Genomic DNA, 24,752 nt, shown 5'->3' with positions numbered 1-24,752 from the left:
CTTGATCGTCGGTCGGGCGGGCGCGGACGGACCGATTAGCCGTCTTCGGTATAGAACAGCAAGGTGAAGGCGGCGAGCGCCGTCAACAAGGGCGGCAACCATGCGGCCAGCCACGGCGGAATGACTTCCGCCGAGCCGAAGGCGGACGCCGCCTGATTGACGAAGAAGAAGCCGAAACCCAGCACCACGGCAGCCGCGCTCATCTTAGCCAGATCCCCCAGTCGCATCAGGCGCAGCGAGAAGGCGGCGGCCAGAATCGACATGGCCGCAAACATCAGGGGCGTCGCCAGAAGTTGCTGCAGCCTGAGCCGGTAGGCGGTGGACGAGAAGCCGGCGTCGTTCACGCGCGTGATCTGGGCGGGCAGAGACCAGAAGGGCGTCGACTGCGGCCGGGCGAAGCGTTCGAACGCCTCGTCGTCCGCGAGGCTGGAAAGCAGGTCGAGGGTGGCGTAGCGCACCGCCCGCTGACCCGCCTGCGCGCCCACGGCATCTGTCAGCCGCCAGCGGCCATTGCTGAGCGTCGCCGTCGCCGCGTCGATCCGCTCGGAGAAGGTGCGAACGCCCGTGCCGTCGTTGGCGTAGACGAAGAAGCTGACGCCCAGCAGACGCCCGTTTGACCGGTCCTGTCGCTCGGCGCGGATCACCATCTGGCGGGCGTCGTCGCCCTCGCGCAGCCAGACCGCCTGCTGCGGCCCGGCGCCGGCGACAGAGCCGGAGAGGCGCGCCCGCTCGCGCTGGAACAGGCCATCCGCCCACGACGCGGCGGGACCCAGCGCCGTGACAGTGACAACGCCAAACAGGAAGGCCGCGCCCGCCGCCGGAAGCACGAACCTCCAGGCTGACACCCCTGCCGCGCGCATGGCGATCAGCTCGCTGCGCCGGTTCAGGGCCACGAAGGCTCCAAGCGTGCCGAACAGGAAGACGAACGGCAGAAGCTGCAGGATGACCTGCGGCGACTTCAGCAGCATCAACCCGAGAATGCGCACGCCCGACAGGTCGACGTCCGACCCGACGCCCCGCGAAATTTCCACGAAGTCGATCAGCATGATCAGCGCCGAGATCACGCCCAGCGCCACCAGCAGCGACCTCGCCTGCTGAACCAGCACGTAGCGCTCGATCCGACCGAGTCGAAGGCGCGGCACAGGGAGCAGCCGCCTCATGCGAACCTCGCCTTGAAGCGTTCATAGACCGGCCAGCTACGCCGACGTTTCGGTTTCAAGGCACGGAACAGCAGCTTCAGTGAGATCGCCGTCGCCGCGATCGGCAAGGCGTACTGCAGGATATTCAGCCACCCGTTCCACGCACTGGCGGCGACGATGGCGTAGCCCAGCACCCGGACGACGAGGAAGGCGCCCGCAGCCTTGGCGATGCGCAGGCTGTAGCCGGTCCGGCTGTAGGCGCCGCCGAGAATCGCAGTGAGCGCCATCGCCATGGCCACCAGTGCGTACAGCGGCGATGACAGGCGTGAATGAGCCTCTGCAGCCAGCTCTCCCGCCGACCCGACCTGCTGCAGGTCCTGCGGCGAGGGATCGAGCAACTGGGTCAGATACAGGTCCGACGGCTTGTAGCGAATCTGTTCGGTGACGTTCGTATAGGGCGACAGGTCGAAGACGTTGCGACTGAACGAGCCGTAGGTCAGCACGCCCCGGCTGGAGTAGCGGGTGGTCGAGCCGTTGATCATCGTCACGACCGGCAGGCCGTCGACCCGCTCGAACCGCGCCTCGGCCGCGTCCCAGGTGATCGCCTCGCCGTCGGGGCGGGGCAGGTAGATGAAGAGATTCTTCAGCAGGCCGCTCTGCTCGATCTGCTGCACATAGACCGTCAGCCCGTCCGGGCCCTGAACGAAGCGGCCTTCCTCGACAAGCAGGGCGGCGAGGTCGGTGCGGATGGCGAACGCCTGCGCCCGCGCCTCACGCTGGGCCCATGGCTGGAGAGTCGTGGTGGTGGCGAGCGTCGCCAGCGCAGCGATGACGGCGATCTTCACGGCGGGCCGGATCGCCTGCCAGCGGGTCACGCCAGACGCGAACACGGCCGTCAGCTCCTGCTCGCGCTGAAGACGGGTGAGAGCGATCAGCGCACCCACGAACAGGCCGATCGGCAGGATGACGGCCAACAGTTGCGGGACCGCCAGCAGGGTCAGCTTGATCATCACCCAGACGCTCTGGCCGCGTTCAACGATGACCTCAAGTTGATCGAGGCTCTGGCTCAGAATCCCGATTCCGGCCAGCGCGGCGCACGCGGCGATGACCGGCTTGGCGATCTGGCGGAAAAGATAGCCTTGAATCAGTGTCATGAAGGAACAGAAATCGCCCGTTGCAGGCGGCGGCGCGTGAGAGCATCTAATACACAGCCGATCGCGCCGGTGAAACCGCGCGCTGTCACCAACATGAAATGCGCCGGCCTCCATTCGCCGGCGGGAGCCGTACATGAAGATTGAGTTCGTCGCTTCCGCGACCGCCGCGGATGTTCTCGCCGTTCTGGTGCACGATGGCCGCAGCCTGTCTGGTACGGGCCCCCAACTGGATACGGCGACGCAGGGCGCGCTGACCAAGGCGATGACCAACAGCCGCTTCACCGGCGGTTCGAACAGCACCCTGCTGGTCGCCGCGCCCGCGGGCGTCGATGCAGACGTCATCGTGCTGACCGGCGCGGGACCGAAGGACAAGTTCGACGATCTGGCGCTCGAGGCCGCCGCCGGCGCCGCCTATCACGCGGTCAAGCTGTCGGGCGCGACCTCGCTGACGATCGACGCCTCGGCCCTCACCGTAGACCAGACAGCCCGTGCGGCCTTCGCCGCGCGTCTGGCCAGTTACCGGTTCCTCAAATATCGCACCACGCTGAAGCCGGAAAAGACGCCGTCGATCGAGACCATCCGGATCGCGGCCGCAGACCCGGAAGCGGCCCAAGCCGCCTATGCGACCTATGCAGCTGTCGCCGAGGCGGTCGAATTTTCCCGCGACCTCGTCGCCGAGCCGGCCAACGTCCTCTACCCCGAGGAATACGCCAAACGCGTCAAGGCGCTGGAGAAACTGGGCCTGGAGGTGGAGGTGCTGGGCGAGAAGGAGCTTGAGAAGCTCGGCTTCCGCACTCTCCTTGCCGTCGGTCAGGGCAGCGTGCGCGACAGCCAGGTGGTGATCATGAAGTGGAACGGCGGCGCCAAGGGCGACCAGCCGATCGCCTTCGTCGGCAAGGGCGTCTGCTTCGACACGGGCGGCATCTCGCTGAAGCCGGCCGACGGCATGGAAGACATGAAGTGGGACATGGGCGGTTCGGCCGCCGTGGTCGGCCTCATGCACGCTCTGGCCGGCCGCAAGGCGAGGGTGAACGCCGTCGGCGTCATCGGTCTGGTCGAGAACATGCCCGACGGAAACGCCCAGCGTCCGGGCGACGTGGTCGTGTCCCTGTCGGGCCAGACCGTCGAGGTGCTCAATACCGACGCAGAAGGCCGTCTCGTTCTGGCGGACTGCCTCTGGTACACCCAGGAGCGGTTCAAGCCGAAGTTCATGCTTGATCTGGCGACCTTGACGGGCGCCATGATCGTGGCGCTGGGTCTGGAATACGCCGGCGTCTTCTCGAACTCCGACGAGCTGGCGAACAACTTCCTCGCCGCCGGTCCCAAGGTCGGCGAGAACGCCTGGCGGATGCCGATCCCGACCTTCTACGAGCGCCACATCGACACGCCGATCGCCGACGTGAAGAACACCGGCAACGGCCGCGCCGGCGGTTCGATCACCGCCGCCCTGTTCCTCCAGCGCTTCACCAATGGCGTGCCGTGGGCGCACATCGACATCGCCCCGACCGCCTGGGTCAAGGACAGCCGCAATCCGACCGTGCCGGACGGCGCCGTGGGCTGGGGCGTGCGCACGCTCGACCGGATGGTGGCTGACAGCTACGAAGGCTGATGCCCGCCGACGGCCCCGAAATCTGGTTCTACCATCTGGAGCGCTCGTCGCTGGATCAGGTGCTGCCGGGGCTGCTGGAAAAGACGCGTGAGCGGGGGTGGCGGGCTTTGGTCCGCGCCTCCGCCTCGCACAAGCTCGATGACATCGACGAACGGCTGTGGACCTATCGGGACGACAGTTTCCTGGCCCATGGGCGGGACACTGAACCGAACGCTGGTCGGCAACCGATCCTGCTGAGTGAGGGTTTGGAGAACCCGACCGCCGCTCAGGCGCTGTTCATCGTGGACGACGCAGAGCTTGGCGATACGAAAGGGATCGAACGATGCTTCATCATCTTCGACGGTCGCGACGAGGTTTCGCTGACAGGCGCACGGGTGCGCTGGAAGACGCTGAAGGATGCCGGCGCCAACCTCGCCTACTGGAAACAGTCGCCAGAGGGACGCTGGGAAAAGGCGGCCTGATCGCGCTGACGGCGCTGGCGGCCTGCAACTCGACGACGGCGACCCCGGCCTCCGACGCCTCGGCGCCGCGCGCGGTGGAGGAAGCCCAGATCAGCCGGCCTGTCGGCGACCGCAACCCGTCAAACCCCACCGCCGATCTCTGCCGGGCCGGAGAAATGCAACATCTGGTGGGCAAGCCGAAATCCGACATCCCGGTGCCCGTCGATGTTGTGAACCGTCGCGTCACGTGCACAACCTGCCCGGTGACCGAGGACTATTCGCCCTATCGCCTGAACATCTTCTTCAACGCCCGGACCGAGATCATCGAACAGGTCCGGTGCGGCTAAGCCTTTAAGGGAGACGACGCCGATGAAGACGCTAGCTCTTGCCCTGACCGCCGCCGGCCTGATGGCCGCCTGCGCGCCCATGGACGATACAGGCGGAGCCACGCCGCCGCCGGAAGAGGGGGCCTCGCAGTGCAAGGCCGACCAGTACCAGCGGTTCGTCGGGCGCAACCGCTCCGAGCTGCCCGCCGCTCCGACTGGCGCCACGTGGCGCGTGACCTGCACGACCTGCCCGATGACTATGGACTTCAATCCCGAGCGGATGAACGTCCTCTATAATCAGCAAACCAACATCATCGAGCAGGTGCGTTGCGGATGAGACTGTCCAGTATTGCGTTCTCCGCCGCCGCGCTTTCGGTTCTGGCCCTGACGGCCTGCGCGCCGACGGCGGCTGCTCCGGGCGAGGATGGTCCCGTGCGGTGTCCGGCTGCTGACAATCAATCACTGGTTGGGACCAATGTCGCCGCGGTCAGCTTCCCGGCGGACGCCAATGTGCGCGTGGTCTGCACCACCTGTCCGACGACCAAGGACCTGCGGCCGGACCGGATGAACGTCCGTTTCGACCAGGCGACGGGCATCATCCGCACCGTCGACTGCGGCTGATCAGCGAAGGTCGCTGAGGCGCTCCAGCCCGTAGAGCGCCTCATCAAGGTCTTCAGCACGCGCGGCGACGATCGCGCGGGCGTCCGTAAGTGCGCGGTTGTAAAATACCGGACCGAGATCGGCGGCCAGACGGTCCAGCAGCATCTCAGCCTGCAGGCCGCCGATCTCAACGTCCAGTTCCTCCGCCAGAACGGCGCGAAGTCGGGCGGCGGCGGCCTGCCGGGCTTCACGGGACAGTTCCACGGCGGGCTTGTTCATGCGACCTCCGCCAGGGCTTCTTCGGCTTCAACCCATGCTGTCTCGGCGGCGTCGAGATCGGCCTGGGTCTTCGCCCGCGCGCGGGTCAGGCCTTCCAGTTTTTTCGGTTCGCTGACGGCGGCGTTGGCCAGATCGTCGTCGATTCGCGCGAGCTCGCCGGTCAGCTGCGCCATCCGCTCCTCGGCCTTCTTCACCGCGTGGCGCAGCGTCGAGGGGGATGGGCCGCCCTTCTTCGGTTCGGCTTTTTTCGTCGCTGGAGCAGGCGCTGCGGCGGGCTCCGGGTCATGCTTTACCTGCGAGGGCTTCATACCGGCCTGTTTGGCGCGATCCAGAACGAACTTCGCATAGTCGTCCATGTCGCCCTCGAACGGCTTCACCGTACCGTCGGCGGCCAGCCACAGCCGGTCGGCGACCAGTTCCATCAGCGACCGGTCGTGGGTGATCAGAATAACGGCGCCCGTGTACTCGTTCAGCGCATCCAGCAGGGCCCGACGGCTGTCGATGTCCAGGTGGTTCGTCGGTTCGTCGAGGATCAGGATGTGCGGCGAATCCATCGCCACCAGATTCAGCAGCAGGCGCGCGCGCTCTCCGCCCGACAGACTGGCGACGGTGGTCTCCTGCTTCTGGAAGGGCAGGCCGAACTGGGCGAGGCGGCTGCGGCGGCTGCTCTCGGACGCTTCCGGCATCGCCCGGCGGATGATCTCCAACGGCGTGTCGGTCGGGTCCATCGCCTCGATCTGATGCTGGTGGAACCAGCCCACCCGCATCTTGCCGTCGCGGTGGAATTCGCCGGTCTCGACGGTCAGGGCCTTGGCGATCAACTTGGCGAACGTCGACTTGCCCGCCCCGTTGACGCCCAGAAGGCCGATGCGGTCATCCAGATCCATGCGCAGGTTCAGGTTCTTCAGGATCGGCTTGCCGGGCTCATAGCCGACATTGGCTCGCTCCAGCCGGATCAGGGGCGGGGGCAGGGGGCGTTCGGGCGAGGGCAGGACGAAGGGCGCGACACGCTCCTCTGGTGGCAGTTCGATCCGCTCCATCTTCTCCAGCTTCTTGACCCGGCTCTGGGCCTGAGTGGCCTTGGACGCCTTGGCTTTGAAGCGGTCGATGAACTTCTGCAGGTGCGCGCGCTCCACCTCCTGCTTGGCCTGCGTTGCGCTCATCAGGCGCAGCTTCTCAGCTCGGGTCTTTTCGAACGTGTCGTAGTTGCCCGTGTAGAGGTCCAGCTTGCGGTTCGACAGGTGCAGGATGTGGGTGCAGACCTCGTTCAGCATTTCGCGGTCGTGCGAGATGATCAGGGCCGTCGCCGGATATTTCTTCAGCCGCGCCTCAAGCCACAGCGCGCCTTCCAGATCTAGATAGTTCGTCGGTTCGTCGAGCAGCAGCATGTCCGGCTCGGCGAACAGCGCCGCCGCCAGGGCCACCCGCATCCGCCAGCCGCCGGAGAAATGCGACATCGGGCGCTGGATGTCTTCCTGGCTGAAGCCGAGGCCGACGAGGATCTCAGAGGCGCGGGCCGGCGCGGCGTCGGCGTCGATCTCGATCAGACGGCCCCAGATCTCGCCCATCTCCTCCGGCTCGGCGGTTTCCAGCCGGGTCAACAGGTCGTGGCGTTCGGTGTCGGCTTCCAGAATGGTGTCCAGCACGCTGACCGGCGTGGCCGGGTGTTCCTGATCCACCGAGCCGATACGGGCGGTTTTCGGCAGCGACACCTCGTCGCCCCCGGCGACCAGTTCGCCGAGGATGACCTTGAACAGGGTCGACTTCCCGATGCCGTTGCGGCCCACCAGTCCGACCTTGGCGCCGGGAGGCAGGCTGACGGAGGCGTCGTCGAGGAACGATCGGCCCCATGCGTTCAGGGTCAGGCGGTTGATCTGGAGCATAAGAACTTACGAGGCTTGGAAGGCGGGGAGGGCGCGTCTATAAGCCCGCGACCTTCAATCTCCCAAACCAGAAGTCATCCCATGACCGAACGCACCTTCTCGATCATCAAGCCGGACGCGACCCGTCGCAACCTGACCGGCGCCATCAACGCCGTGATCGAGGGCGCTGGCCTGCGCATCGTGGCTCAGCGCCGCGTGAAGCTGACCGACGCGCAAGCCAAGAAATTCTATGAAGTTCACGCCGAACGTCCGTTCTACGGCGAGCTGGTCGGCCAGATGACCGCAGAGCCGGTCGTCGTTCAGGTGCTGGAAGGCCCCAACGCCGTCGCCGCCTATCGCGAAGTCATGGGCGCCACCAACCCGGAACAGGCCGCCGAGGGCACGATCCGCAAGCAGTTCGCCCTGTCGATCGGTGAAAACTCGGTCCACGGTTCGGACTCGATCGAGAACGCGGGCATCGAAATCGCCCAGTTCTTCACGGACGACCAGATCGTCGGCTGACGACCGGCCTCTTTTCAGAGGCTTGACCATAAAAGCGGCCTGCGTCCGGAACCGGACGCGGGCCGTTTCCGTTTCCGGTGCGTCTTTCTCCCCCGGAGCTTAAAAATGAAAACGATGCTGAAGTTCGCCCCCGCCGCCGTAGTCCTGACGCTGCTGGCCGCCTGTGGCTCGACCATGGAACAACGCGCCGCGACCGGCGCAATCGGCGGCGCCGTCGTCGGTCAGGCCGTCGGCGGCAACACCGGTTCGACCGTGGCGGGCGCTGCTGTCGGCGCCGTCGCCGGCGCAGCGACCACCCCACGCCGACCGCGCTAAATCCTGCTGACAAATGAAAACGGCCCCGGAGTTCGCTCCGGGGCCGTCGTCATGTCTGGACCTCTGCGTTACCAGATGCGAGCGCGGGCCTCGGGAGCCAGATACTGCTCGTCGCCCGGCTTGACGCCGAACGCCGCATACCAGGCGTCGATGTTCCGCACCGGCACTGCGGCGCGATACTGCGCGGGGGAGTGGGGATCGACCGTCACCTGCTGGCGCAGGGCCTCGTCGCGGATGTTCTGACGCCAGACCTGCGCCCAGCCCAGGAACACACGTTGATCGCCGGTCAGGCCGTTCAGCACCGGGGCCGGCTGGCCGTTCAGCGACATATGATAGGCGTCCAGCGCCAGCAGCAGGCCACCCAGATCGGCGATGTTCTCGCCCATCGTCAGGTCGCCGTTGACGTTCGCGTTTTCCAGCGGCGACAGCGCCGAATACTGGTCGCCCAACACCTTGGCCCGCGCTTCGAAGCGGGCGGCGTCCTCGGCGGTCCACCAGTCTCGCAGCACGCCGTCGCCGTCAACCTTGCGGCCCTGATCGTCGAAGCCGTGCGTGATCTCGTGGCCGATCACTCCGCCGATGGCGCCATAGTTGATGGCCGGATCGGCATGCGGGTCAAAGAACGGCGCCTGCAGGATGGCGGCCGGGAAGACGATCTCGTTGCGCGGCGGATTGTAGTAGGCGTTCACCGTCTGCGGGGTCATGCCCCACTCCAGCGGGTCGACCGGCCGGCTCAGCTTGCCGACGTTATAGGCCCACTCGAACGCAGATGATCGCTCGACGTTGCCGTACAGGTCGCCGTCCACCAGCCGCAGGCCGTCATAGCTGCGCCACTCTTCCGGATAGCCGATCTTCACGCCGAAGCGGCTCATCTTGTAGAGCGCCTGCTGGCGGGTCTCGGGGCTCATCCAGTCCAGCCGCTCGATGCGGGCGGTCATGGCCCGGCGCAGGTTGGCGACCAGATCTTCCATCTGGGCCTTGGACTCTGCGGGGAAGTGGCGAGCGACGTATTCCTTGCCCAGAGACTCGCCCAGCGAACCGTCGACCAGCGTCACGCCCCGCTTCCAGCGCGGCCGGTTCTCCGGCTGACCGCTCAGCACCTTGCCCCGGAAGTTGAAACGGGCGTCGACGAAGGCCTTGGACAGATAGGGCGAGGCCTGATCCACGATCTGGAAGGCCTGCCACGCCTGCAGCGTTTCGATCGGCGTCTCGCCATAGATGCGCGCCATGCCCGGGAAGGCGGTGTCGTTCATCGCGATCAGGGTCGGCGCAGCCTCCACGCCCGCGCCCCGAGCCCATGCCGTCCAGTCGAAGCCGGGCGCCGAGGTGGTCAGGTCCGCAACCGTGGTCGGGTTGTACATCTTGTCGATCTGGCGGCTCTGGACCTGCGTCCAGTGCTGCTCGGCGATCCGGGTCTCAAAGGCGACGATGTCAGCGGCGGACTTCTCGGGCTCGGGCCAGCCCGCCAGCGTCAGGGCTTCGGCGACGTAGGCCTGATAGGCGGCCTTCTGCGTCGCGAAGCTCGCTTCCAGATAATAGTCCCGGTCCGGCAGACCGATGCCGCCCTGGGCGATGTAGGCGCTGTATTTGTCGGGCGTCTTAAGGTCCTCGAAGATCTGCAGGCCGAACAGGCTGCCGCCGAAGCCGGCCTGGGTTTTGCCCATCAGCTCGGCCATCTTCGCATGGGTGTTCGCCGCACGAACCTCGGCCAGATCGGCCTGCAGCGGACTGGCGCCCAGGCGCTCGATAGCGGCCTCGTCCATGAAGCTCTTGTAGAAGGCGCCGATGCGGCCCGCGTCTGGGCTGGTCGTCGGGTTGGCGGCGCTTTCCTCGATCAGGGTCTTCAGATTGTCCTGCGAGCGGTCGTACAGCATGTCGAACACGCCGAACGAGACCTTGTCCGCCGGGATCGGCGAGTTCCGCAGATAGGTGCCGTTGGCGTAGCGGTTGAAGTCCGCGCCCGGCGCGACGGCCGTGTCCATGCCGGCCTGATCGAAGCCGAACTCACCGATCTCGGCCTGATCGGTGGCGGGGATTTCGACGATCGGCGGCGTCTGGGCAGTGGCCGTTGAGGCGCACAGCGCCAGCACGCCGACGGCGGCGCAGGTGAGAAGACGAAGCTTGAGCATGATGGAACCCTGATGAAGTCGCCGGAAGGTGTGACTCAGGGCGGGGCTCGTGTCTGCGACAATTTGTGCAGATTACAGATTTCTAATCCAGCGTTCGGCAAAACGCGGAGAGGGCGTGGGGGTAGAGCCGGTGCTCCGCTTCGAGCACGCGCTGCGCCAGACCGGGCGGTGTGTCTCCAGCGACGATCGGTACGCTCGCCTGCGCCAGTATCGGCCCTTCGTCCACGCCTTCGGTGACCAGATGGACGGTGCAGCCCGCTTCGGCGTCGCCCGCTTCAAGTGCGCGAGCGTGCGTATCAAGGCCGGGATACTTCGGCAGCAGGCTGGGATGGATGTTCAGCATCCGCCCGGCCCATCGTCCGACCAGCCACGGCGTCAGCAGGCGCATATATCCGGCCAGAGCGACCACCTCCACGCCATGCCGTTCCAGCTCGGCGTGAACGGCGCGCTCGTGCGCCTCCCGATCCTTGTCGAAAGGGCGATGGTCCATGGCGACGGTCGCGACGCCCTTGGCCTCGGCGACCGCCAGACCTCCCGCGTCCGGCTTGTTCGACAGCACGAGCGCGATCTCGAACGGCGCACCCGGCGCACGCGCGGCGTCGATCAGTGCGGCCATGTTCGATCCCGCGCCGGAGATCAGGACCGCGACGCGAACGGGGGAACGCGGGGAGGGGCTCACCGCGCGGGCGGGGCCGGATCACCGACCGAGACGAAGGCGCCCGGCGCGCCGGGGAAGACCACCGGGCTCTCGTAGCCGTCATCCGAGATGGCGGACACGCCGAAGAAGTAGTCGTCGATGACAATGCCGGGCAGAACCATCTGGGTGTCGTCTGCACCTGCGTTGCGGCTGAAGCGCCATTGCGGATCGGTCGTCGAGCGCCACCACACGCGATAGCCCGCCGCACCCGGCACAGCCTGCCACTTGACCGTGGTGTCCGGCTTGACCGCGCCCTCGATGGTCACGCCCGCGGGGGCCATGGGCGCGCTGGCCAGGGCCGCCATCGAGACGATGTTCAGCCGGGCCACCTGTCCAAGATAGTCGAAGTCCACACCGTCGACGGTGTCGCCATAGTGGACGCCGTTTTCGGTCCGCAGATCCTGATGCTGACGGTCGTAGTTTTCTGCGCCCTCCGAGATGCGCACGGCCGGGAAGCCCGCGCGCAGCATCTCGACCTGATCGCCGCCCCGGCCATAGCGATCGGTGCGGTAGATCATCTCGACATCGAAGTTCGCCAGATAGCGCTCAGCCAGTCCGTCGACGAAGCGCGCCAGATTACGGGACGAGGAGTCGACCTCGCCCCCGTTGTAGCGACGGCGCTCGGCCTGGGCCGCCGTCTCGACCGTCTTGGTGCCTTCCGAGAAGACCCGCACCCGGGTGGTGTCGCGCACGCCGGACTGGCCCTCTGAGTTGCCGACGATGTCGTTGTTCAGATTGGCCTCTACCACCCAGCCCTGCGTCTTGGCATAATCGGCCAGTATCTTGCCGCCCAGCAGACCCTGCTCCTCGCCCGACAGGGCGGCGTAGACCAGAGTGGCGTCGAAACGGTGCTTGGACAGCACCCGTGCGGCTTCCAGCACCGCCGCAACACCGGAAGCATCGTCGTTGGCGCCCGGCGCGTCGGCCGTGAAGTCCATGACGTCGGTGACGCGGCTGTCGATGTGGCCGGAAATGATGATGACGCGGTTGGGATCGCCGGTCCCGCGCTGGATCGCCAGCACGTTCACGACCCGCGTCGGCGTCGGCACCCGGTTGCCCGTCACCGTATCCTCAGGCAGGGCGATTTCGAGACAGCCGCCACAGCCCGCTCCGATCTGGCGGAACTCCCGCTCGGCCCAGCGGCGCGCCGCACCGATGCCGCGGGTCTCGGAGACCTGATCCGACAGGGTGTGGCGAGTGCCAAAGCTGACCATGCTCTCGATGTCGGCGCGCATCCGCTCCGGCCGGACGTCGGACGCCAGCTGATGCAGCAGTGGCTGTTCGGTCGCAGCCGGTGTCTGGGCCATCGCCGGCGCGGCGGCGAGCATCAGGGCGGCGGCGCTGGCAAGGATTCGCATGGACGACCTCGTTCGACGAAAGCGGCCGGACCTTGCAGACCGTGACGGCCCCGGTCAATGCGCGGTCAGACGGCTTCCAGCTGTCCGCAGATGAAGGCGACCTCGCCCGCGTTCAGCAGGGCTTCAAGCACCGGCTCGGCGTTCTCCGGCGCGACCACCAGCATGAAGCCCACGCCGCAGTTAAACGTCCGGCGCATCTCATGATCGGAGATGCCGCCCGTCTCGGCCAGCCACTGGAACACCGCCGGCATCGGCCAGGCGTCCCAGTCGAACGTCGCCTTCAGCCCCTCGGCGATGCAGCGCGGCGGGTTCTCGATCAGGCCGCCGCCCGTGATGTGGGCCGCGCCCTTGACCAGTCCGGCCTTCATCACCGGCAGGACGGTCTTGATGTAGATGCGCGTCGGCTCCATCAGCGCCTGCGCCAGTGTCCGGTCCTTGGCGAACGGGGCGTCGTCACCCCAAGCCAGCCCCGACTTTTCGACGACCTTGCGGATCAGCGAATAGCCGTTCGAGTGCGGCCCCGACGACGCCAGACCGATGATCACGTCACCCGCAGCCTGCCGGTCGAGATAGGGCAGGGCCTGTCCACGCTCCAGCGCGCCCAGGCTGAACCCGGCCAGATCGTAGTCGCCGCCACCGTACATGCCGGGCATCTCGGCCGTCTCGCCGCCCACGAGCGCACAGCCCGCCTGACGGCAACCGTCGGCGATGCCGGTGACCACGCGCTTGGCCGCGTCCACATCCAGCTTGCCGGTGGCGTAGTAGTCGAGGAACAGCAGGGGCTCGGCGCCCTGCGCCAACAGATCGTTGACGCACATGGCGACCAGGTCGATTCCGACCCCGTCATGCCTTCCCGTCTCGATCGCGATCTTCAGCTTGGTGCCCACGCCGTCCGTCGTGGTGACGATCAGCGGATCTTCAAAGCCCGCCGCCTTCAGATCGAAAAGGGCCCCGAACCCGCCCAGCGACGGCTCCGAACCGGGGCGCGCCGTGGACTTGGCCAACGGCTTGATATGCTCGATCAGGCTGTCCCCGGCGTCGATATCCACGCCCGCATCCGCATAGGTCAGACCGTTTTGCAGCCTGTCGGGGGTGTCGCTCATCGGTCACGGGCCTGAATCAGTGGGCGGAAATACGTCGCTCGCTCTTGCCACGACGCCGTCGCGCGGGGCTATAGCATTCCAATGACGCCGATCACCACCACCGAGGCGCTGCGCGCGTTCTGCGACGGCCTGAAAAACCAGCCCTTCATCACCGTCGATACCGAATTCATGCGGGAGACGACGTACTGGCCGAAGCTGTGCCTGATCCAGGCCGCGTCGCCCACGGATGCGGCGATCATCGATCCACTGGCCGAGGGTCTCGATCTCGAGCCGTTCCTCGACCTCATGCGCGACGAATCGATCCTCAAGGTTTTTCACGCCGCCCGTCAGGACGTCGAAATCTTCGTGAAGCTGGGCGCGATGCCCAAGCCGATGTTCGACACACAGGTCGCCGCCATGGCCGCCGGCTTTGGCGATCAGGTCTCCTATGAGGCGCTGGTCCGTCAGATGCTGCGCCAGGAAGTCGACAAGGGCAGCCGTTTCACAGACTGGGCCCGCCGTCCCCTCTCGGACGCGCAGCTGATCTACGCCCTTGGCGACGTAACCCATCTGGCCGCCCTCTATCCCAAGCTCCGCGACCGTCTGCAGAAGGACGGCCGTCTCGATTGGGTCATGGCCGAGATGGAGGATCTGACCGATCCCGCGATTTACGACACCAATCCCGAAAACGCGTGGAAGCGTCTGAAGCCGAAGAAGTATGCGGCCAAATATCTGGCTGCCTTCAAGGCCACGGCGGTCTGGCGTGAGCGCGCTGCGCAGGAACGAGACCAGCCACGCGGCCGCATTCTGAAGGACGAGGCAATCGACGAGATCGCGACCCAGGCCCCGACCGATTCCGACGCCTTCAACCGTCTACGCTCAGTGCCCAAGGGCTTCGGCGCCTCACGGCTGGGTCTGGAGCTGACCGAAGAGCTGAAACGCGTGCTGGCCGATCCGGAGGCGCATGCGCCCAAGCTGGAGCGGCCGTCGCACAATCAGCCCGCGCCGCCATCGGTGGTCGAGCTGCTGAAGGTCCTGCTGAAGGCGAAGAGCGACAACGCGGGCGTGGCCACCAAGCTCATCGCCAATGTCGCCGATCTGGAAAAGATCGCCCTCAGCGACGACGCCGACGTCGAGGCGTTGCACGGCTGGCGTCGTCAGCTGTTCGGCGAGGACGCGCTCAAGCTCAAGCGCGGCGAGATCGCGCTGGTCCTTAACGGACCCCGCGTCGAGGTCGTCGAGATCGAATAGAAAAAGGGCCGCTCGATCGAGCGGCCCTTTTGCTGTCAGGCGACGGTCGCCTTGACGATCTTGCCCGGCGAACGGGGCGGCTCGCCCTTTGGAAGGGCGTCAACGTGCTCCATGCCTTCGATCACCTGACCCCAGACCGTGTACTGGCGGTCGAGGAAGCTGGCGTCGTCGAAGACGATGAAGAACTGGCTGTTGGCGCTGTTCGGGTCGGAGGTGCGGGCCATGGAGCAGACACCGCGCACGTGCGGCTCGCTCGAGAACTCCTGCTTGATGTTCGGCTTGCTCGAACCAGATGTGCCGGTGCCGGTCGGGTCGCCGCCCTGGGCCATGAAGCCCGGGATCACGCGGTGGAAGACCACGCCGTCGTAGAAGCCTTCATTGGCCAGTTCGGTGATCTGCCTGACGTGGTTCGGCGCCAGATCAGGGCGCAGCTTGATCACCACGTCGCGCTGTTCGCCGTCGCCGGTGTCCAGGGTGAAAGTCAGGGTCTGGTCGGCCATCGAGGGCTCCTTTCGAATGTTCCGGGGTCATCTACAGGCCGTAGAGGCGCTGTGAAAGAGCTTCAGAGCAGCCCGGGCTCTTCAGGAGGAAACACGCGTTCGACGTTGAGGCTCCCTGCCGGCAGCGGTCCAAGGAGGTCGCTCTCCGGCTGGCTGAGGTCCAGCCAATCCGAACCCGCCTCGGGTCTCAAGAGAACGACCTGCCGGTTGTGATAGGGCTCGATGTCGGGTCCCGGGCCGGTCGTCAGAAGGGCAAACCCGCCGTCACGGACGATTCCTGCAAGCCAGAACCATGACGCATCCGTCAGGGTGAACTCCCATTTTGTCTTCCGTCTCTGGCCCGGCTGGGGATCGGTGAACTCATAGAAGGCGGATGCCGGGACCAGGCAACGGCGGGAATCTGTGAAGCTTCGCTGGTCCGAGCGGAAGTTGAAGACCGGCCTCCCGCCCGGGCCCTTCCAGGAGAAGGGAAGGGTGCGCAGCTCGGGCCCCGCGTCACCCGACAGGATCAGGGGCGCAGCGTCTCCGATCGTTACCTGGTCGCGCGGTTCGAAATTGGGTCTGCCCTCAGGAAAACGCAGCCGAAAGCGGGTGTGGCTGAACGATTGTTCGACCACATGGAGAGGCAGTTTGATTTGGTACTGGCTGCACATGCAGCCATCACAGCACGAAGCGGCCGCCCTTTCACCCGCCTTCGGGCGATGACATAAGCCCTTGCATGTCCGACGACGAACCCAAACCCGAACGCCGCCGCATGGTGCGCCCGCCCTCGGGCGGGACCGCGGCCGGGCGCGGCATGGGCCAGAAGATCAAGACGGCGGACAAGAAGTCGATGTCCAGCCAGCAGTGGATCAAGCGCCAGCTGTCCGATCCCTGGTCCGAGCGCGCCCGAGCAGAGGGTTGGCGCTCGCGCGCCGCTTTCAAGATGATGGAAATCGATGACAGGTTGCGGTTGATCAAGCGCGGCTCGCGGGTGATCGATCTGGGGGCGGCGCCCGGTGGCTGGGTGCAGGTGGCGCTGGACCGCGGCGCGGCCGAGGTGGTGGGCGTGGACCTGCTGATGATCGAACACATTCCCGGCGCACACCTGATCCAGGCCGACTTCACCCACCCCGGCGTGGATCAACAGCTGATCGACGCGCTTGGCGGCCCGCCCGATCTGGTCCTGTCAGATATGGCCCACAACACCGTCGGCCACCGCCAGACCGATCACCTGAAGATCATCGCCCTCATCGAAATCGCCGCTGACTTCGCCATCCGCACGTTGAAGCCGGGCGGTTCGTTCGTGACCAAGAATTTCCAGGGCGGCGACGCCGGCGGCGTTCTGGCCCGACTCCGCGACGAGTTCGAGGATGTCCGGCCTATCAAGCCCGAGGCCAGCCGCAAGGGCTCGTCGGAGGTCTATCTCGTGGCGACGGGCAAGCGCTGATCAGCGCACCACCGGCGTCAGCGCCAATTCGCGCCGGTCCAATTCTTCCTCGATCTGATAATAGGCCGCGTCGCTGATCTCTCCGCCCAGTCGCATGGCGAGCAGGCGTTCGCGCTTGGCCTCCAGAACGCGTTCGGCCAGCTCATCGACCGGCATCACCACACGGCCGTCGCCTTCGCCAGCCAACTTCAGGGCCGCCTGCCTCTCCCTGTACTCGGCGCGGAGCCGTTTCGCCGGAGCATCGTCGCGACCCTCTACAGTGGTGATCGCGGCATCTGCGATCGCCTCGCGCGCCTTGCGGATTTCGCCGGCCAGTATGCCGTCATCACCCAGTCCGACGGCCTTGATCAGCGGCCCCAGCGTCAGGCCCTGAATGACCAGCGTGCCCATCACCACAGCGAAGACCGCCAACAGGATCAGATCCCGCTCGGGGAAGGACGGCGGCAGGGCGTAGGCGGCGGCCAGACTGACCACGCCGCGCATGCCCGCCCAGGACACCACGAGGCCAGATCGCAACGTAGGGGGCGCTGCGCCGGGCGGCAGGTTGACGCCCAACAGGCGATTCTTGACGCGCACCGCCGCGCCGTAGCTCATCACCCAGGCAATGCGCACGCCGACGCAGACGCCCAGCACCGCCAGCGCAAATAGAGCGTATTCCTCGCGCTGAACCGGTTCGAGGTCGCGCCAGATCGGGCCGATCTGCAGGCCGACCAGCATGAAGGCGAGAACGTTCAGACCGAACACCACCGTCTCCCACACCGCATAGGCCGGCGCGCGGATCTCGGCCGGGCTGCGCGCCGCCAGCCGGGCGGCGGTGAGGGCGAAGACCACGATGGTGACGATGGCCGACAACCCCATTCGTTCGGCCGCGATCCAGACGCCAAATCCGCCGATGAACTGCAGGATAATCGCGGGCGGGGCTTCCTTGAGCAGGCTCATCACCCGGGTCTGGACCCAGGCGGCGGCGAAGCCGAAGGCCACGCTGCCGACCAGCGCCCAGGCGATCGACCCGGCCAGCATCCAGCCCTGCGGCATCGCCGCCAGCGTCGCCGCGACCGCAAAACGGTAGATCAGCAGGGCGCTGGCGTCGTTGAACAGGCTCTCTCCCTCAAGAATGTTGCGCACCCGGAACGGCGCCGGGATGATCCGCAGTACGGCCGTCGCCGCCGCCGCATCGGGCGGAGCCACGATGGCTCCCAGTGCAACCGCAGCGGCCCATGGCAGGGCGGGGACCAACGCCTTGGCGGTGAATGCCACGGCCACCACCGTGATCCCGACCGCGACGAGGCTGAGGAAGGCGATGGGAACGACGTTTCGCTTCAGGTCCCGCAACGAGCTGTCGAAAGCGGCGTCGAGCAGCACGGGCGCGACGAACAGGGCCAGCACAAGTGCGGGATCCAGCTGGATCTCGGGCGCGAAGGGCAGGAAGGCCGCACCGGCGCCGGCCAGAGCCACGAACGGCGGGAACGGCGCCTTCAAGCGTTGCGCCACCAGCGACAGGACGACCGCCGCCGCCATCACGATCAGGATCGTTTCGAAGCCGTGCATGCGACACGCTAACGCATCACGGCGCCTGCGTCAGGCCTCGGCCAGCTCCGTCGCCCGCCGCGCCTTCCGCGCTTCGATCCGGGACCAGATCCGGTCATGAACCGTGAAGAAGACCGTCTGCACCAGAGGTTCAATGATGCCGATCGCCAGGGCGATGCGAAGATCCCGCGTCAGGGCGAAGGCCACCGTCACGGCGACAGCGAAATGCATGACGCCATAGGTCACAGTCTTCAGCGCGACCTGCCGGAACGATCTGGGCAGGGCGTGAGTGTGTCCGTGATGGCCATGACCGCCGTGGGCGCGCATCTGCTCTTCGGGCGTCATCACGCCCAGGCGGGCGGTGACGGCCTCGGAGGCTTCCTCCACGCCGGACAGCATCCGCCGCCGCTCTATCCGGTGCCAGACGCGGTCGTGGATTGAATAGGCGATGGTCTGGAACACGGGCTCCACCGCTCCCACGGCCAGCGCCATCCGCCAGTCGCGGGTGATCGCCCAGGCCACCAGCATGGCGACGATCAGGTGCATCGCGCCGTAGCTGGCGATCTTCAGTGCGAGCTTTCGAGCGGTATCGAGGAGGATGCGGACCATCGGCCTTCACGGTCGGAGGAGTGCGGCATTCCCGCAAGCCAATTGTTCTTATCGTGACGATAGGTCCGACAGGGCCTTGCGGTTCCGCGCCGGTCGCGGTTATACGCGGCCCGCAAAACGGAGACTCCTCATGGAGATACGCGAAGGGCTCACCTTCGACGATGTTTTGCTGGAACCCGGCCCGTCAGAGATCATGCCCGCAGACGCGGACGTCTCGACGCAGCTGACCCGCGACATCAAGCTGAACATCCCCCTGCTGTCGTCCGCCATGGACACGGTGACCGAAAGCCGGCTGGCCATCGCCATGGCGCAGGCTGGCGGTCTGGGCGTCCTCCACCGCAACATGACGGTGGACGAACAGGCCGAGCAGGTCCGTCAGGTCAAGCGCTACGAAAGCGGCATGGTCGTCAATCCGGTGACCATCCACCCTGAGACGACGCTGGGCGAGGTCCGCGAAATCGTCGCCCGCAAGAAGATCTCGGGCTTCCCGGTCACTGATCGCAAGACCGGCAAGTTGGTCGGCATGCTGACCAACCGCGACATGCGGTTCGAGAGTGACGCCAGCATCAAGGCGGCGGACCTGATGACCACCGGTGATCTGGTCACGGTTCGCGAGGGCGCCGGGCGTGATGAGGCCCGCGAACTTCTGCGCACCCGAAAGATCGAGCGCGTCATCGTGCTGGACGAGGATCGTCGCGCCGTCGGACTGATCACCATGAAGGACATCGAGAAGGCGCAGGCCTTCCCGAACGCCGCCAAGGACGAGCAGGGTCGCCTGCTGGTCGGCGCCGCCTCGACCGTCGGCGACAGCGGCTACGAACGCGCGATGGCTCTGGCCGAGGCCGGGGTCGATGTGGTGGTGATCGACACCGCTCACGGCCACTCTGCCCAGGTCGCCCGCGTGGTCGAACGTATCAAGCGCGAGAACAACCGCCTGCAAATCATCGCCGGCAACATCGCCACCTACGACGCCGCGCGCGCCCTGATCGACGCCGGCGCAGACGCGGTGAAGGTCGGGATCGGCCCGGGCTCCATCTGCACCACCCGCATCGTCGCGGGCGTCGGCGTGCCCCAGCTGACCGCCATCCTCGACGCCGCTCGCGCCGCCAAAGACAGCGGGACGCCGGTCATCGCCGACGGCGGCATCAAATATTCGGGCGATCTGGCCAAGGCCATTGCGGCCGGCGCCTCGGTCGCCATGATGGGCTCGATGTTCGCCGGCACGGACGAAAGCCCCGGCGAGGTCTTCCTGTACCAGGGCCGGTCCTACAAGTCGTACCGCGGCATGGGCTCGGTCGGGGCCATGGGCGCCGGCTCGGCCGACCGTTATTTCCAGAAGGAAGTGGAAACCCAGAAGCTGGTGCCCGAAGGCATCGAGGGGCAGACGCCCTACAAGGGTCCGATCTCGCCGGTTCTGCATCAGCTTGTCGGCGGCCTGCGCGCCTCCATGGGCTATGTCGGCGCCGGGACGATCGAGGACTTCCAGACCCGCGCCCGCTTCGTGCGCATCACCGGGGCCGGTCTGCGCGAAAGCCACGTCCACGACGTGATGATCACTCGGGAAGCGCCGAATTACCGGCAGGGCTGAGCAGGGGAGGGTTAGCCATGGATATGACGCCTGAGTTCATCGTTCTGGCCTTCACCCTCGTCCTCGCCCTGATCCAGATCGGCGCGGCGGGTGCAACCCGCACCGCCGAGCTGGGCGGCAAGTGGAACGCCGGCCCTCGCGACGGCGAGACCGCGCCTCCGGGAAAGCTGGCGGGGCGTCTCATGCGTGCGCAGGCCAACCTGTTTGAGACCCTGCCGCTGTTCATCGGCGCCGTGATCATGGCGCATGTCGCGGGCAAGGATGGGACGACCCTGACCTTGCTCGGCACGCACCTCTACTTCTTCGGGCGGCTGGTCTATGTGCCGCTCTACGCCTTCGGTGTTCCCTATATCCGCTCGCTTGTCTGGATGGTCGCGACCGCCGGTCTGGTGATGGTGATCGCCGCCCTGTTCGCCTGAAAGCTCCCGTGACCCCAGCCGCCCGTCTCGCCGCCGCCGCCTCCGTTCTGGACTCCATCGCCCAGGGTCGCCACCCGGCCGAGGCCGTCCTCAAGGCCTGGGGAACCCAGAACCGCTACGCCGGCTCCAAGGACCGCCGCGCCATCGCGGACCGGGTCTACAAGGTTCTGCGCGCTCGCGGCCGTCTGGTCTGGGCTATGGGCGGCCGCGAGGACGGCCGGGCGCTGGTCATCGGCTCGCTGAGCCTTATCGACGGTCTGCCGCTGGAAGAGATCGAGGCGCTGCACGCCGGCGACGGCTACGGGCCACGCCCCCTGTCGAAGCAGGAGCGCTCGCGCCTGACGGCCGGTGAAGGGGATCTGCCCGGTTGGGTTGCGGCCGGATTGCCCGAATTCGTGGTCAAGGACTTCAAGACGAGCTTTGGCGACCGCTGGGCTGAAGAAGCCCGTGAGCTTATGGCCCCCCGCGCGCCGATCGACCTCCGGGTCAACAGCGCCAAGGCCACGGTCGACGCCGTCCGGGCCGAGCTGAAGGCCGCCGATCTGTCGCCAGAACCGACGCCCTTCTCGGCCTGGGGCCTCCGCCTGCCCTCGGAACCACCGCCCAATGTACAGGCGCAGGACGCCTTCAAGGCCGGCCAGATCGAGATTCAGGACGAGGGAAGCCAGATCGTCACCTGGCTGGCCGGCGCCGGGATCGACTTCAGGCCGGGCGCCATCGTCGTAGACTACTGCGCTGGGGGCGGCGGCAAGACGCTCGCTCTGGCCGCTCAGGCCTTGCCGGTGGTCAAGCCGGGCAAGACGGTCGCGAAACCTTCCGCCTGGTCTCCGACCGGCGGCGACGAAGGCGCCGGCGGCGCCCCGAAGGTGGAACTGGCCTCGGGCATGACCCTCATCGCCTGCGACGTGGTGCAGAAGCGGCTCGACAACATCCGCCCGCGTCTGCAGCGCGCCGGCGTGGCCGCGGACCTGCGACTGCTCGGCCAGAACGGCGGCGGGGTCGAGGACGTCAACGGCAAGGCCGATCTCGTCTTCGTCGACGCGCCCTGCAGCGGCTCAGGCACCTGGCGTCGCCGGCCGGAGGACGCGTGGCGTCTCAAGGCCGACGAGGTCGAACGTCTGCACGCGTTGCAACTGCGCATCCTCGGTCAGGCCGTCCAGCTCGTGAAGTCCGGCGGCCGACTGGTTTACGTCACCTGCTCCATGCTGACGCAGGAAAACGAGGCCACGGTCGACGCCTTCGAGGCCGCGCATCCGGATTTCCGCCCGGTGGAGGTCTCCGACCTTCTGACCACCTCCGCGCTGACCGACTCCGCCCGCACCGAACTGGCGGACAAGGCCTCCGGCACCCGCCTGCGTCTGTCTCCGGCCTCCACCGGCACCGACGGCTTCTTCTTCGCCGTGTACGAGAAGGCCGCGTGAGCGAGGGCTGGGCCCTTCAGCGATACGGCCCTCTTTCCGTCCTGTGCGTCATGGCGGCCCCGGCTGAGTACGGCGCGCATCTGCAGGCCCGCATCCGGCCTCTGATGACCGGCGTGGGTCCGGTCGAGGCGGCGGTCAGCCTGACGGCCGCTCTGGCCCGGCTGGAGGCGAGGGGGCAGCTTCCGGACCTGATCGTTTCTCTCGGCTCGTGCGGCTCGCGCGATCTGGAGCATGCGGCGGTCTACCAGGCCCTATCTGTCAGCTATCGCGACATGGACGCCAGTCCGCTGGGCTTCCCGAGGGGCGTTACCCCGCTGCTGGACCTGCCCGCCGTCCTGCCGCTGCCGTGCCCCGTTCCGGGCGTGCCGACGGCAAGTCTCTCGACCGGCGCGAACGTCGTCTCCGGCGCCGCCTATGACGCCATCGACGCCGACATGGTCGACATGGAGACCTGGGCGTTGCTGCGCGCGGCGCAGACTTTCGGCCTGCCCCTGATCGCCCTGCGTGGCGTCAGCGACGGCCGTTCGGAGCTGACCAGGCTCGAGGACTGGACCTCGACCCTGCACCACGTCGACGAAAATCTCGCCCGGGCGCTGGACCGGCTGATCGAACGGTTGGAGGCCGACGGCCTCGCCGCCCTTGATCCCGTCGCGCCAACGCTTCAAGACCCCGCCCATTCCACGCCCCCACCGGAATCGCCTGCGCCATGACCCAAGACGCCCACCAGAAGGTCCTGATCGTCGACTTCGGCAGCCAGGTCACCCAGCTGATCGCCCGCCGCCTGCGCGAGGCGAGCGTCTATTGCGAGATCCATCCCTATGCCAAGGCGGAAGCGGCGCTGGCGACAATGAGCCCGGCGGCGATCATTCTGTCCGGCGGCCCGGAGAGCGTGCACGAAGAGGGCAGTCCTCGCGCCCCGCAAGCGGTGTTCGACGCCGGCGTTCCCGTCCTCGGCATCTGCTACGGCGAGATGACCATGTGCGAACAACTGGGTGGGAAGGTCGAGGGCGGCCACACCCGCGAGTTCGGCCGCGCCGAAATCACTGTTCGCAAGAGCTCGCCTCTGCTGGCCGATCTGGCTCCGGTCGGCGAGGAAGAGACCGTCTGGATGAGCCACGGCGACAAGATCGTCGCCATCCCGGATGGCTTTGACGTCGTCGCGACCTCCGCGGGCTCGCCTTACGCCGTCATCGCCGATGAGACCCGTCGCTTCTACGGCGTCCAGTTCCACCCCGAGGTGATGCACACCCCGCGCGGCGCGACCATGCTCAGGAACTTCACCCACGGCATCGCCGGGCTGAAGGGCGACTGGACCATGGCCGCCTATCGCGACGAGAAAATCGCCCAGATCCGCGAACAGGTCGGCGACGCGAAAGTCATCTGCGGCCTGTCCGGCGGCGTCGACAGCTCGGTCGCGGCCGTCCTGATCCACGAAGCGATTGGCGACCAACTGACGTGCGTCTTCGTCGACACTGGCCTCCTGCGCAAGGACGAGGCGAAACAGGTCACGACCCTGTTCCGGGATCACTACAACATCCCGCTGATCCACGTTGATGCGTCGCAGGAATTCCTCGGCGAACTGGTCGGCCAGTCGGACCCCGAGACCAAGCGCAAGACCATCGGCCGCGTCTTCATCGAGATCTTCGACCGCGAGGCCAACAAGATCGACGGCGCCGAATTCCTCGCCCAGGGCACCCTCTATCCCGACGTGATTGAGAGCGTGTCGTCATCCAGCGGCAAGGCTCACGTCATCAAGAGCCACCACAACGTCGGCGGTCTGCCCGACTATATGAAGCTAAAGCTGGTCGAACCCCTGCGCGAGCTGTTCAAGGACGAGGTCCGGGCGCTCGGCCGCGAACTGGGTCTGACCGACGCCTTCGTCGGCCGCCACCCGTTCCCCGGACCGGGCCTCGCCATCCGCATCCCCGGCGAAATCACGCCCGACGCCGTCGCCACGCTGCAGGACGCAGACGCCATCTATCTGGAAGAGATCCGCAAGGCGGGCCTCTATGACGACATCTGGCAGGCCTTCGCCGTCCTTCTGCCCGTCAAGACCGTCGGGGTCATGGGCGACGCCCGTACCTATGAAAAGGTCCTCGCCCTTCGCGCCGTCACCTCGACCGACGGCATGACGGCCGACTTCTTCGAGTTCCCCTGGGACGTCCTCGGCCGCACCGCCACCCGCATCGTCAACGAGGTCCGGGGCGTGAACCGCGTCGTCTACGACGTGACCTCCAAGCCGCCCGGCACCATCGAGTGGGAGTGAAGGGTGGCCGGCATGTGGGTGCCACCTCTGACCAAAGGCTTTCGTTGATGGCGGAGAGGCTCGACCTTTCGTGCGTTCTCAGGGTCTGCTTCTGGCGCACTGCAGGCACTGATCTGGGCCTCTGCGCCTTCGGGGGCCCTGTCCGAAGGTCTCACGATCTTCGGCGAAGCCTCGGTTCTATATAGACCACTGACAAGTCAGCCCTTTCGTAAGGCCACGCCTCGCTAATC

Annotated in this window: 26 protein-coding genes; 14 read left to right on the top strand and 12 right to left on the bottom strand. The window is 66.7% G+C overall.

Translation table 11 applies throughout. The features are described from left to right. Nucleotides 1–35: 35 nt before the first annotated feature. A complete protein-coding gene (locus ACIQC9_RS06125) occupies nt 36–1,160 on the bottom strand; it encodes an LptF/LptG family permease (protein ID WP_400613483.1) in 1,125 nt (374 codons plus the stop codon). Beyond that, a complete protein-coding gene (locus ACIQC9_RS06120) occupies nt 1,157–2,293 on the bottom strand; it encodes an LptF/LptG family permease (protein ID WP_400613481.1) in 1,137 nt (378 codons plus the stop codon). Before ACIQC9_RS06120 ends, ACIQC9_RS06125 begins: the two co-directional genes overlap by 4 nt. A gap of 133 nt (nt 2,294–2,426) precedes the next feature. Between ACIQC9_RS06120 and ACIQC9_RS06115 the strand changes: the two genes are divergently transcribed. The 5 genes from ACIQC9_RS06115 to ACIQC9_RS06095 all read left to right on the top strand — a co-directional run bounded on the left by ACIQC9_RS06115 (nt 2,427) and on the right by ACIQC9_RS06095 (nt 5,289). Continuing rightward, entirely contained in the window at nt 2,427–3,902 is a 1,476-nt protein-coding gene (locus ACIQC9_RS06115; protein ID WP_400613479.1) for a leucyl aminopeptidase, read from the top strand. Further along, nucleotides 3,902–4,363: a DNA polymerase III subunit chi gene (locus tag ACIQC9_RS06110; protein WP_400613477.1), complete on the top strand. Its 462-nt coding sequence runs from the start codon at nt 3,902–3,904 to the stop codon at nt 4,361–4,363. Before ACIQC9_RS06115 ends, ACIQC9_RS06110 begins: the two co-directional genes overlap by 1 nt. A 155-nt stretch (nt 4,364–4,518) precedes the next feature. Then, entirely contained in the window at nt 4,519–4,689 is a 171-nt protein-coding gene (locus ACIQC9_RS06105; protein ID WP_400613475.1) for a hypothetical protein, read from the top strand. 22 nt (nt 4,690–4,711) lie between these two features. After that, nucleotides 4,712–5,005, top strand: a complete 294-nt coding sequence (locus ACIQC9_RS06100) for an I78 family peptidase inhibitor (protein WP_400613473.1) — start codon at nt 4,712–4,714, stop codon at nt 5,003–5,005. Further along, nucleotides 5,002–5,289: a hemolysin gene (locus ACIQC9_RS06095; RefSeq protein WP_400613472.1), complete on the top strand. Its 288-nt coding sequence runs from the start codon at nt 5,002–5,004 to the stop codon at nt 5,287–5,289. The genes ACIQC9_RS06100 and ACIQC9_RS06095 overlap by 4 nt, the downstream gene beginning before the upstream one ends. Here ACIQC9_RS06095 and ACIQC9_RS06090 read toward each other — a convergent pair whose 3' ends face one another. Together ACIQC9_RS06090 and ACIQC9_RS06085 are read right to left on the bottom strand one after the other, a co-directional pair. Then, nucleotides 5,290–5,547, bottom strand: a complete 258-nt coding sequence (locus tag ACIQC9_RS06090) for a DUF2164 domain-containing protein (RefSeq protein WP_400613470.1) — start codon at nt 5,545–5,547, stop codon at nt 5,290–5,292. Continuing rightward, nucleotides 5,544–7,430: an ABC-F family ATP-binding cassette domain-containing protein gene (locus ACIQC9_RS06085; protein WP_400613468.1), complete on the bottom strand. Its 1,887-nt coding sequence runs from the start codon at nt 7,428–7,430 to the stop codon at nt 5,544–5,546. Before ACIQC9_RS06085 ends, ACIQC9_RS06090 begins: the two co-directional genes overlap by 4 nt. A gap of 81 nt (nt 7,431–7,511) precedes the next feature. On the opposite strand from ACIQC9_RS06085, the gene ndk reads away from it, so the two are divergent. Continuing rightward, nucleotides 7,512–7,931 (top strand): nucleoside-diphosphate kinase, encoded by a 420-nt coding sequence (ndk, locus tag ACIQC9_RS06080; RefSeq protein WP_400613466.1) that lies wholly within the window; start codon nt 7,512–7,514, stop codon nt 7,929–7,931. A 105-nt stretch (nt 7,932–8,036) separates the two neighbouring features. Continuing rightward, nucleotides 8,037–8,246 carry a glycine zipper 2TM domain-containing protein gene (locus ACIQC9_RS06075; RefSeq protein ID WP_400613464.1) on the top strand — a complete coding sequence of 70 codons (210 nt, stop codon included), beginning with the start codon at nt 8,037–8,039 and terminating at the stop codon, nt 8,244–8,246. Nucleotides 8,247–8,314: 68 nt separating this feature from the next. Here the strand turns inward: ACIQC9_RS06075 and ACIQC9_RS06070 are convergent, their stop codons facing one another. The 4 genes from ACIQC9_RS06070 to purM form a co-directional block, all read right to left on the bottom strand. Continuing rightward, nucleotides 8,315–10,375, bottom strand: coding sequence for a M13 family metallopeptidase (locus tag ACIQC9_RS06070; RefSeq protein ID WP_400613462.1), 2,061 nt, complete (start codon nt 10,373–10,375; stop codon nt 8,315–8,317). A gap of 82 nt (nt 10,376–10,457) precedes the next feature. Beyond that, nucleotides 10,458–11,054 (bottom strand): phosphoribosylglycinamide formyltransferase, encoded by a 597-nt coding sequence (gene purN / locus ACIQC9_RS06065; protein ID WP_400613460.1) that lies wholly within the window; start codon nt 11,052–11,054, stop codon nt 10,458–10,460. After that, complete coding sequence (locus ACIQC9_RS06060) at nt 11,051–12,430, bottom strand: M28 family metallopeptidase (RefSeq protein ID WP_400613457.1); 1,380 nt, start codon at nt 12,428–12,430, stop codon at nt 11,051–11,053. The genes purN and ACIQC9_RS06060 overlap by 4 nt, the downstream gene beginning before the upstream one ends. A 65-nt stretch (nt 12,431–12,495) precedes the next feature. After that, complete coding sequence (gene purM, locus ACIQC9_RS06055; RefSeq protein WP_400613455.1) at nt 12,496–13,533, bottom strand: phosphoribosylformylglycinamidine cyclo-ligase; 1,038 nt, start codon at nt 13,531–13,533, stop codon at nt 12,496–12,498. An 81-nt stretch (nt 13,534–13,614) separates the two neighbouring features. Between purM and rnd the strand changes: the two genes are divergently transcribed. Continuing rightward, nucleotides 13,615–14,763 carry a ribonuclease D gene (rnd, locus tag ACIQC9_RS06050; RefSeq protein ID WP_400613453.1) on the top strand — a complete coding sequence of 383 codons (1,149 nt, stop codon included), beginning with the start codon at nt 13,615–13,617 and terminating at the stop codon, nt 14,761–14,763. Nucleotides 14,764–14,798: 35 nt separating this feature from the next. On the opposite strand, the gene ACIQC9_RS06045 is transcribed toward rnd, so the two are convergent. Together ACIQC9_RS06045 and ACIQC9_RS06040 are read right to left on the bottom strand one after the other, a co-directional pair. Further along, a complete protein-coding gene (locus tag ACIQC9_RS06045) occupies nt 14,799–15,263 on the bottom strand; it encodes a peptidylprolyl isomerase (RefSeq protein ID WP_400613451.1) in 465 nt (154 codons plus the stop codon). Between the two features lie 62 nt (nt 15,264–15,325). Beyond that, the gene (locus ACIQC9_RS06040) at nt 15,326–15,916 is read right to left on the bottom strand and encodes an SOS response-associated peptidase family protein (protein ID WP_400613449.1); all 591 of its coding nucleotides are present in this window, start codon (nt 15,914–15,916) and stop codon (nt 15,326–15,328) included. A gap of 65 nt (nt 15,917–15,981) precedes the next feature. Between ACIQC9_RS06040 and ACIQC9_RS06035 the strand changes: the two genes are divergently transcribed. After that, on the top strand, nt 15,982–16,692 hold the full coding sequence (locus tag ACIQC9_RS06035; RefSeq protein WP_400613447.1) for an RlmE family RNA methyltransferase: 711 nt from the start codon (nt 15,982–15,984) through the stop codon (nt 16,690–16,692). Here ACIQC9_RS06035 and ACIQC9_RS06030 read toward each other — a convergent pair whose 3' ends face one another. Further along, on the bottom strand, nt 16,693–18,240 hold the full coding sequence (locus ACIQC9_RS06030) for a cation:proton antiporter (protein ID WP_400613444.1): 1,548 nt from the start codon (nt 18,238–18,240) through the stop codon (nt 16,693–16,695). Nucleotides 18,241–18,270: 30 nt separating this feature from the next. Continuing rightward, a complete protein-coding gene (locus tag ACIQC9_RS06025) occupies nt 18,271–18,828 on the bottom strand; it encodes a DUF2061 domain-containing protein (RefSeq protein WP_400613442.1) in 558 nt (185 codons plus the stop codon). 130 nt (nt 18,829–18,958) lie between these two features. Between ACIQC9_RS06025 and guaB the strand changes: the two genes are divergently transcribed. Genes guaB through guaA form a run of 5 tightly spaced genes read left to right on the top strand, consistent with a single transcriptional unit; the run spans nt 18,959 to nt 24,522 of the window. Continuing rightward, nucleotides 18,959–20,416: an IMP dehydrogenase gene (gene guaB, locus ACIQC9_RS06020; protein WP_400613440.1), complete on the top strand. Its 1,458-nt coding sequence runs from the start codon at nt 18,959–18,961 to the stop codon at nt 20,414–20,416. A 17-nt stretch (nt 20,417–20,433) separates the two neighbouring features. Then, complete coding sequence (locus ACIQC9_RS06015) at nt 20,434–20,835, top strand: MAPEG family protein (RefSeq protein ID WP_400613438.1); 402 nt, start codon at nt 20,434–20,436, stop codon at nt 20,833–20,835. 8 nt (nt 20,836–20,843) lie between these two features. Beyond that, a complete protein-coding gene (locus tag ACIQC9_RS06010) occupies nt 20,844–22,256 on the top strand; it encodes an RsmB/NOP family class I SAM-dependent RNA methyltransferase (protein WP_400613436.1) in 1,413 nt (470 codons plus the stop codon). Beyond that, nucleotides 22,253–22,966 carry a 5'-methylthioadenosine/S-adenosylhomocysteine nucleosidase gene (locus tag ACIQC9_RS06005; RefSeq protein WP_400613434.1) on the top strand — a complete coding sequence of 238 codons (714 nt, stop codon included), beginning with the start codon at nt 22,253–22,255 and terminating at the stop codon, nt 22,964–22,966. The genes ACIQC9_RS06010 and ACIQC9_RS06005 overlap by 4 nt, the downstream gene beginning before the upstream one ends. Beyond that, nucleotides 22,963–24,522, top strand: a complete 1,560-nt coding sequence (gene guaA, locus ACIQC9_RS06000; protein ID WP_400613432.1) for a glutamine-hydrolyzing GMP synthase — start codon at nt 22,963–22,965, stop codon at nt 24,520–24,522. Before ACIQC9_RS06005 ends, guaA begins: the two co-directional genes overlap by 4 nt. Nucleotides 24,523–24,752: the final 230 nt, after the last annotated feature.

The sequence above is a fragment of the Brevundimonas sp. NPDC092305 genome (assembly GCF_044755415.1).
Classification (GTDB): domain Bacteria; phylum Pseudomonadota; class Alphaproteobacteria; order Caulobacterales; family Caulobacteraceae; genus Brevundimonas.
Note: the sequence above shows the minus strand (reverse complement) of the source record. Positions and strands in the feature narration are given on the sequence as shown.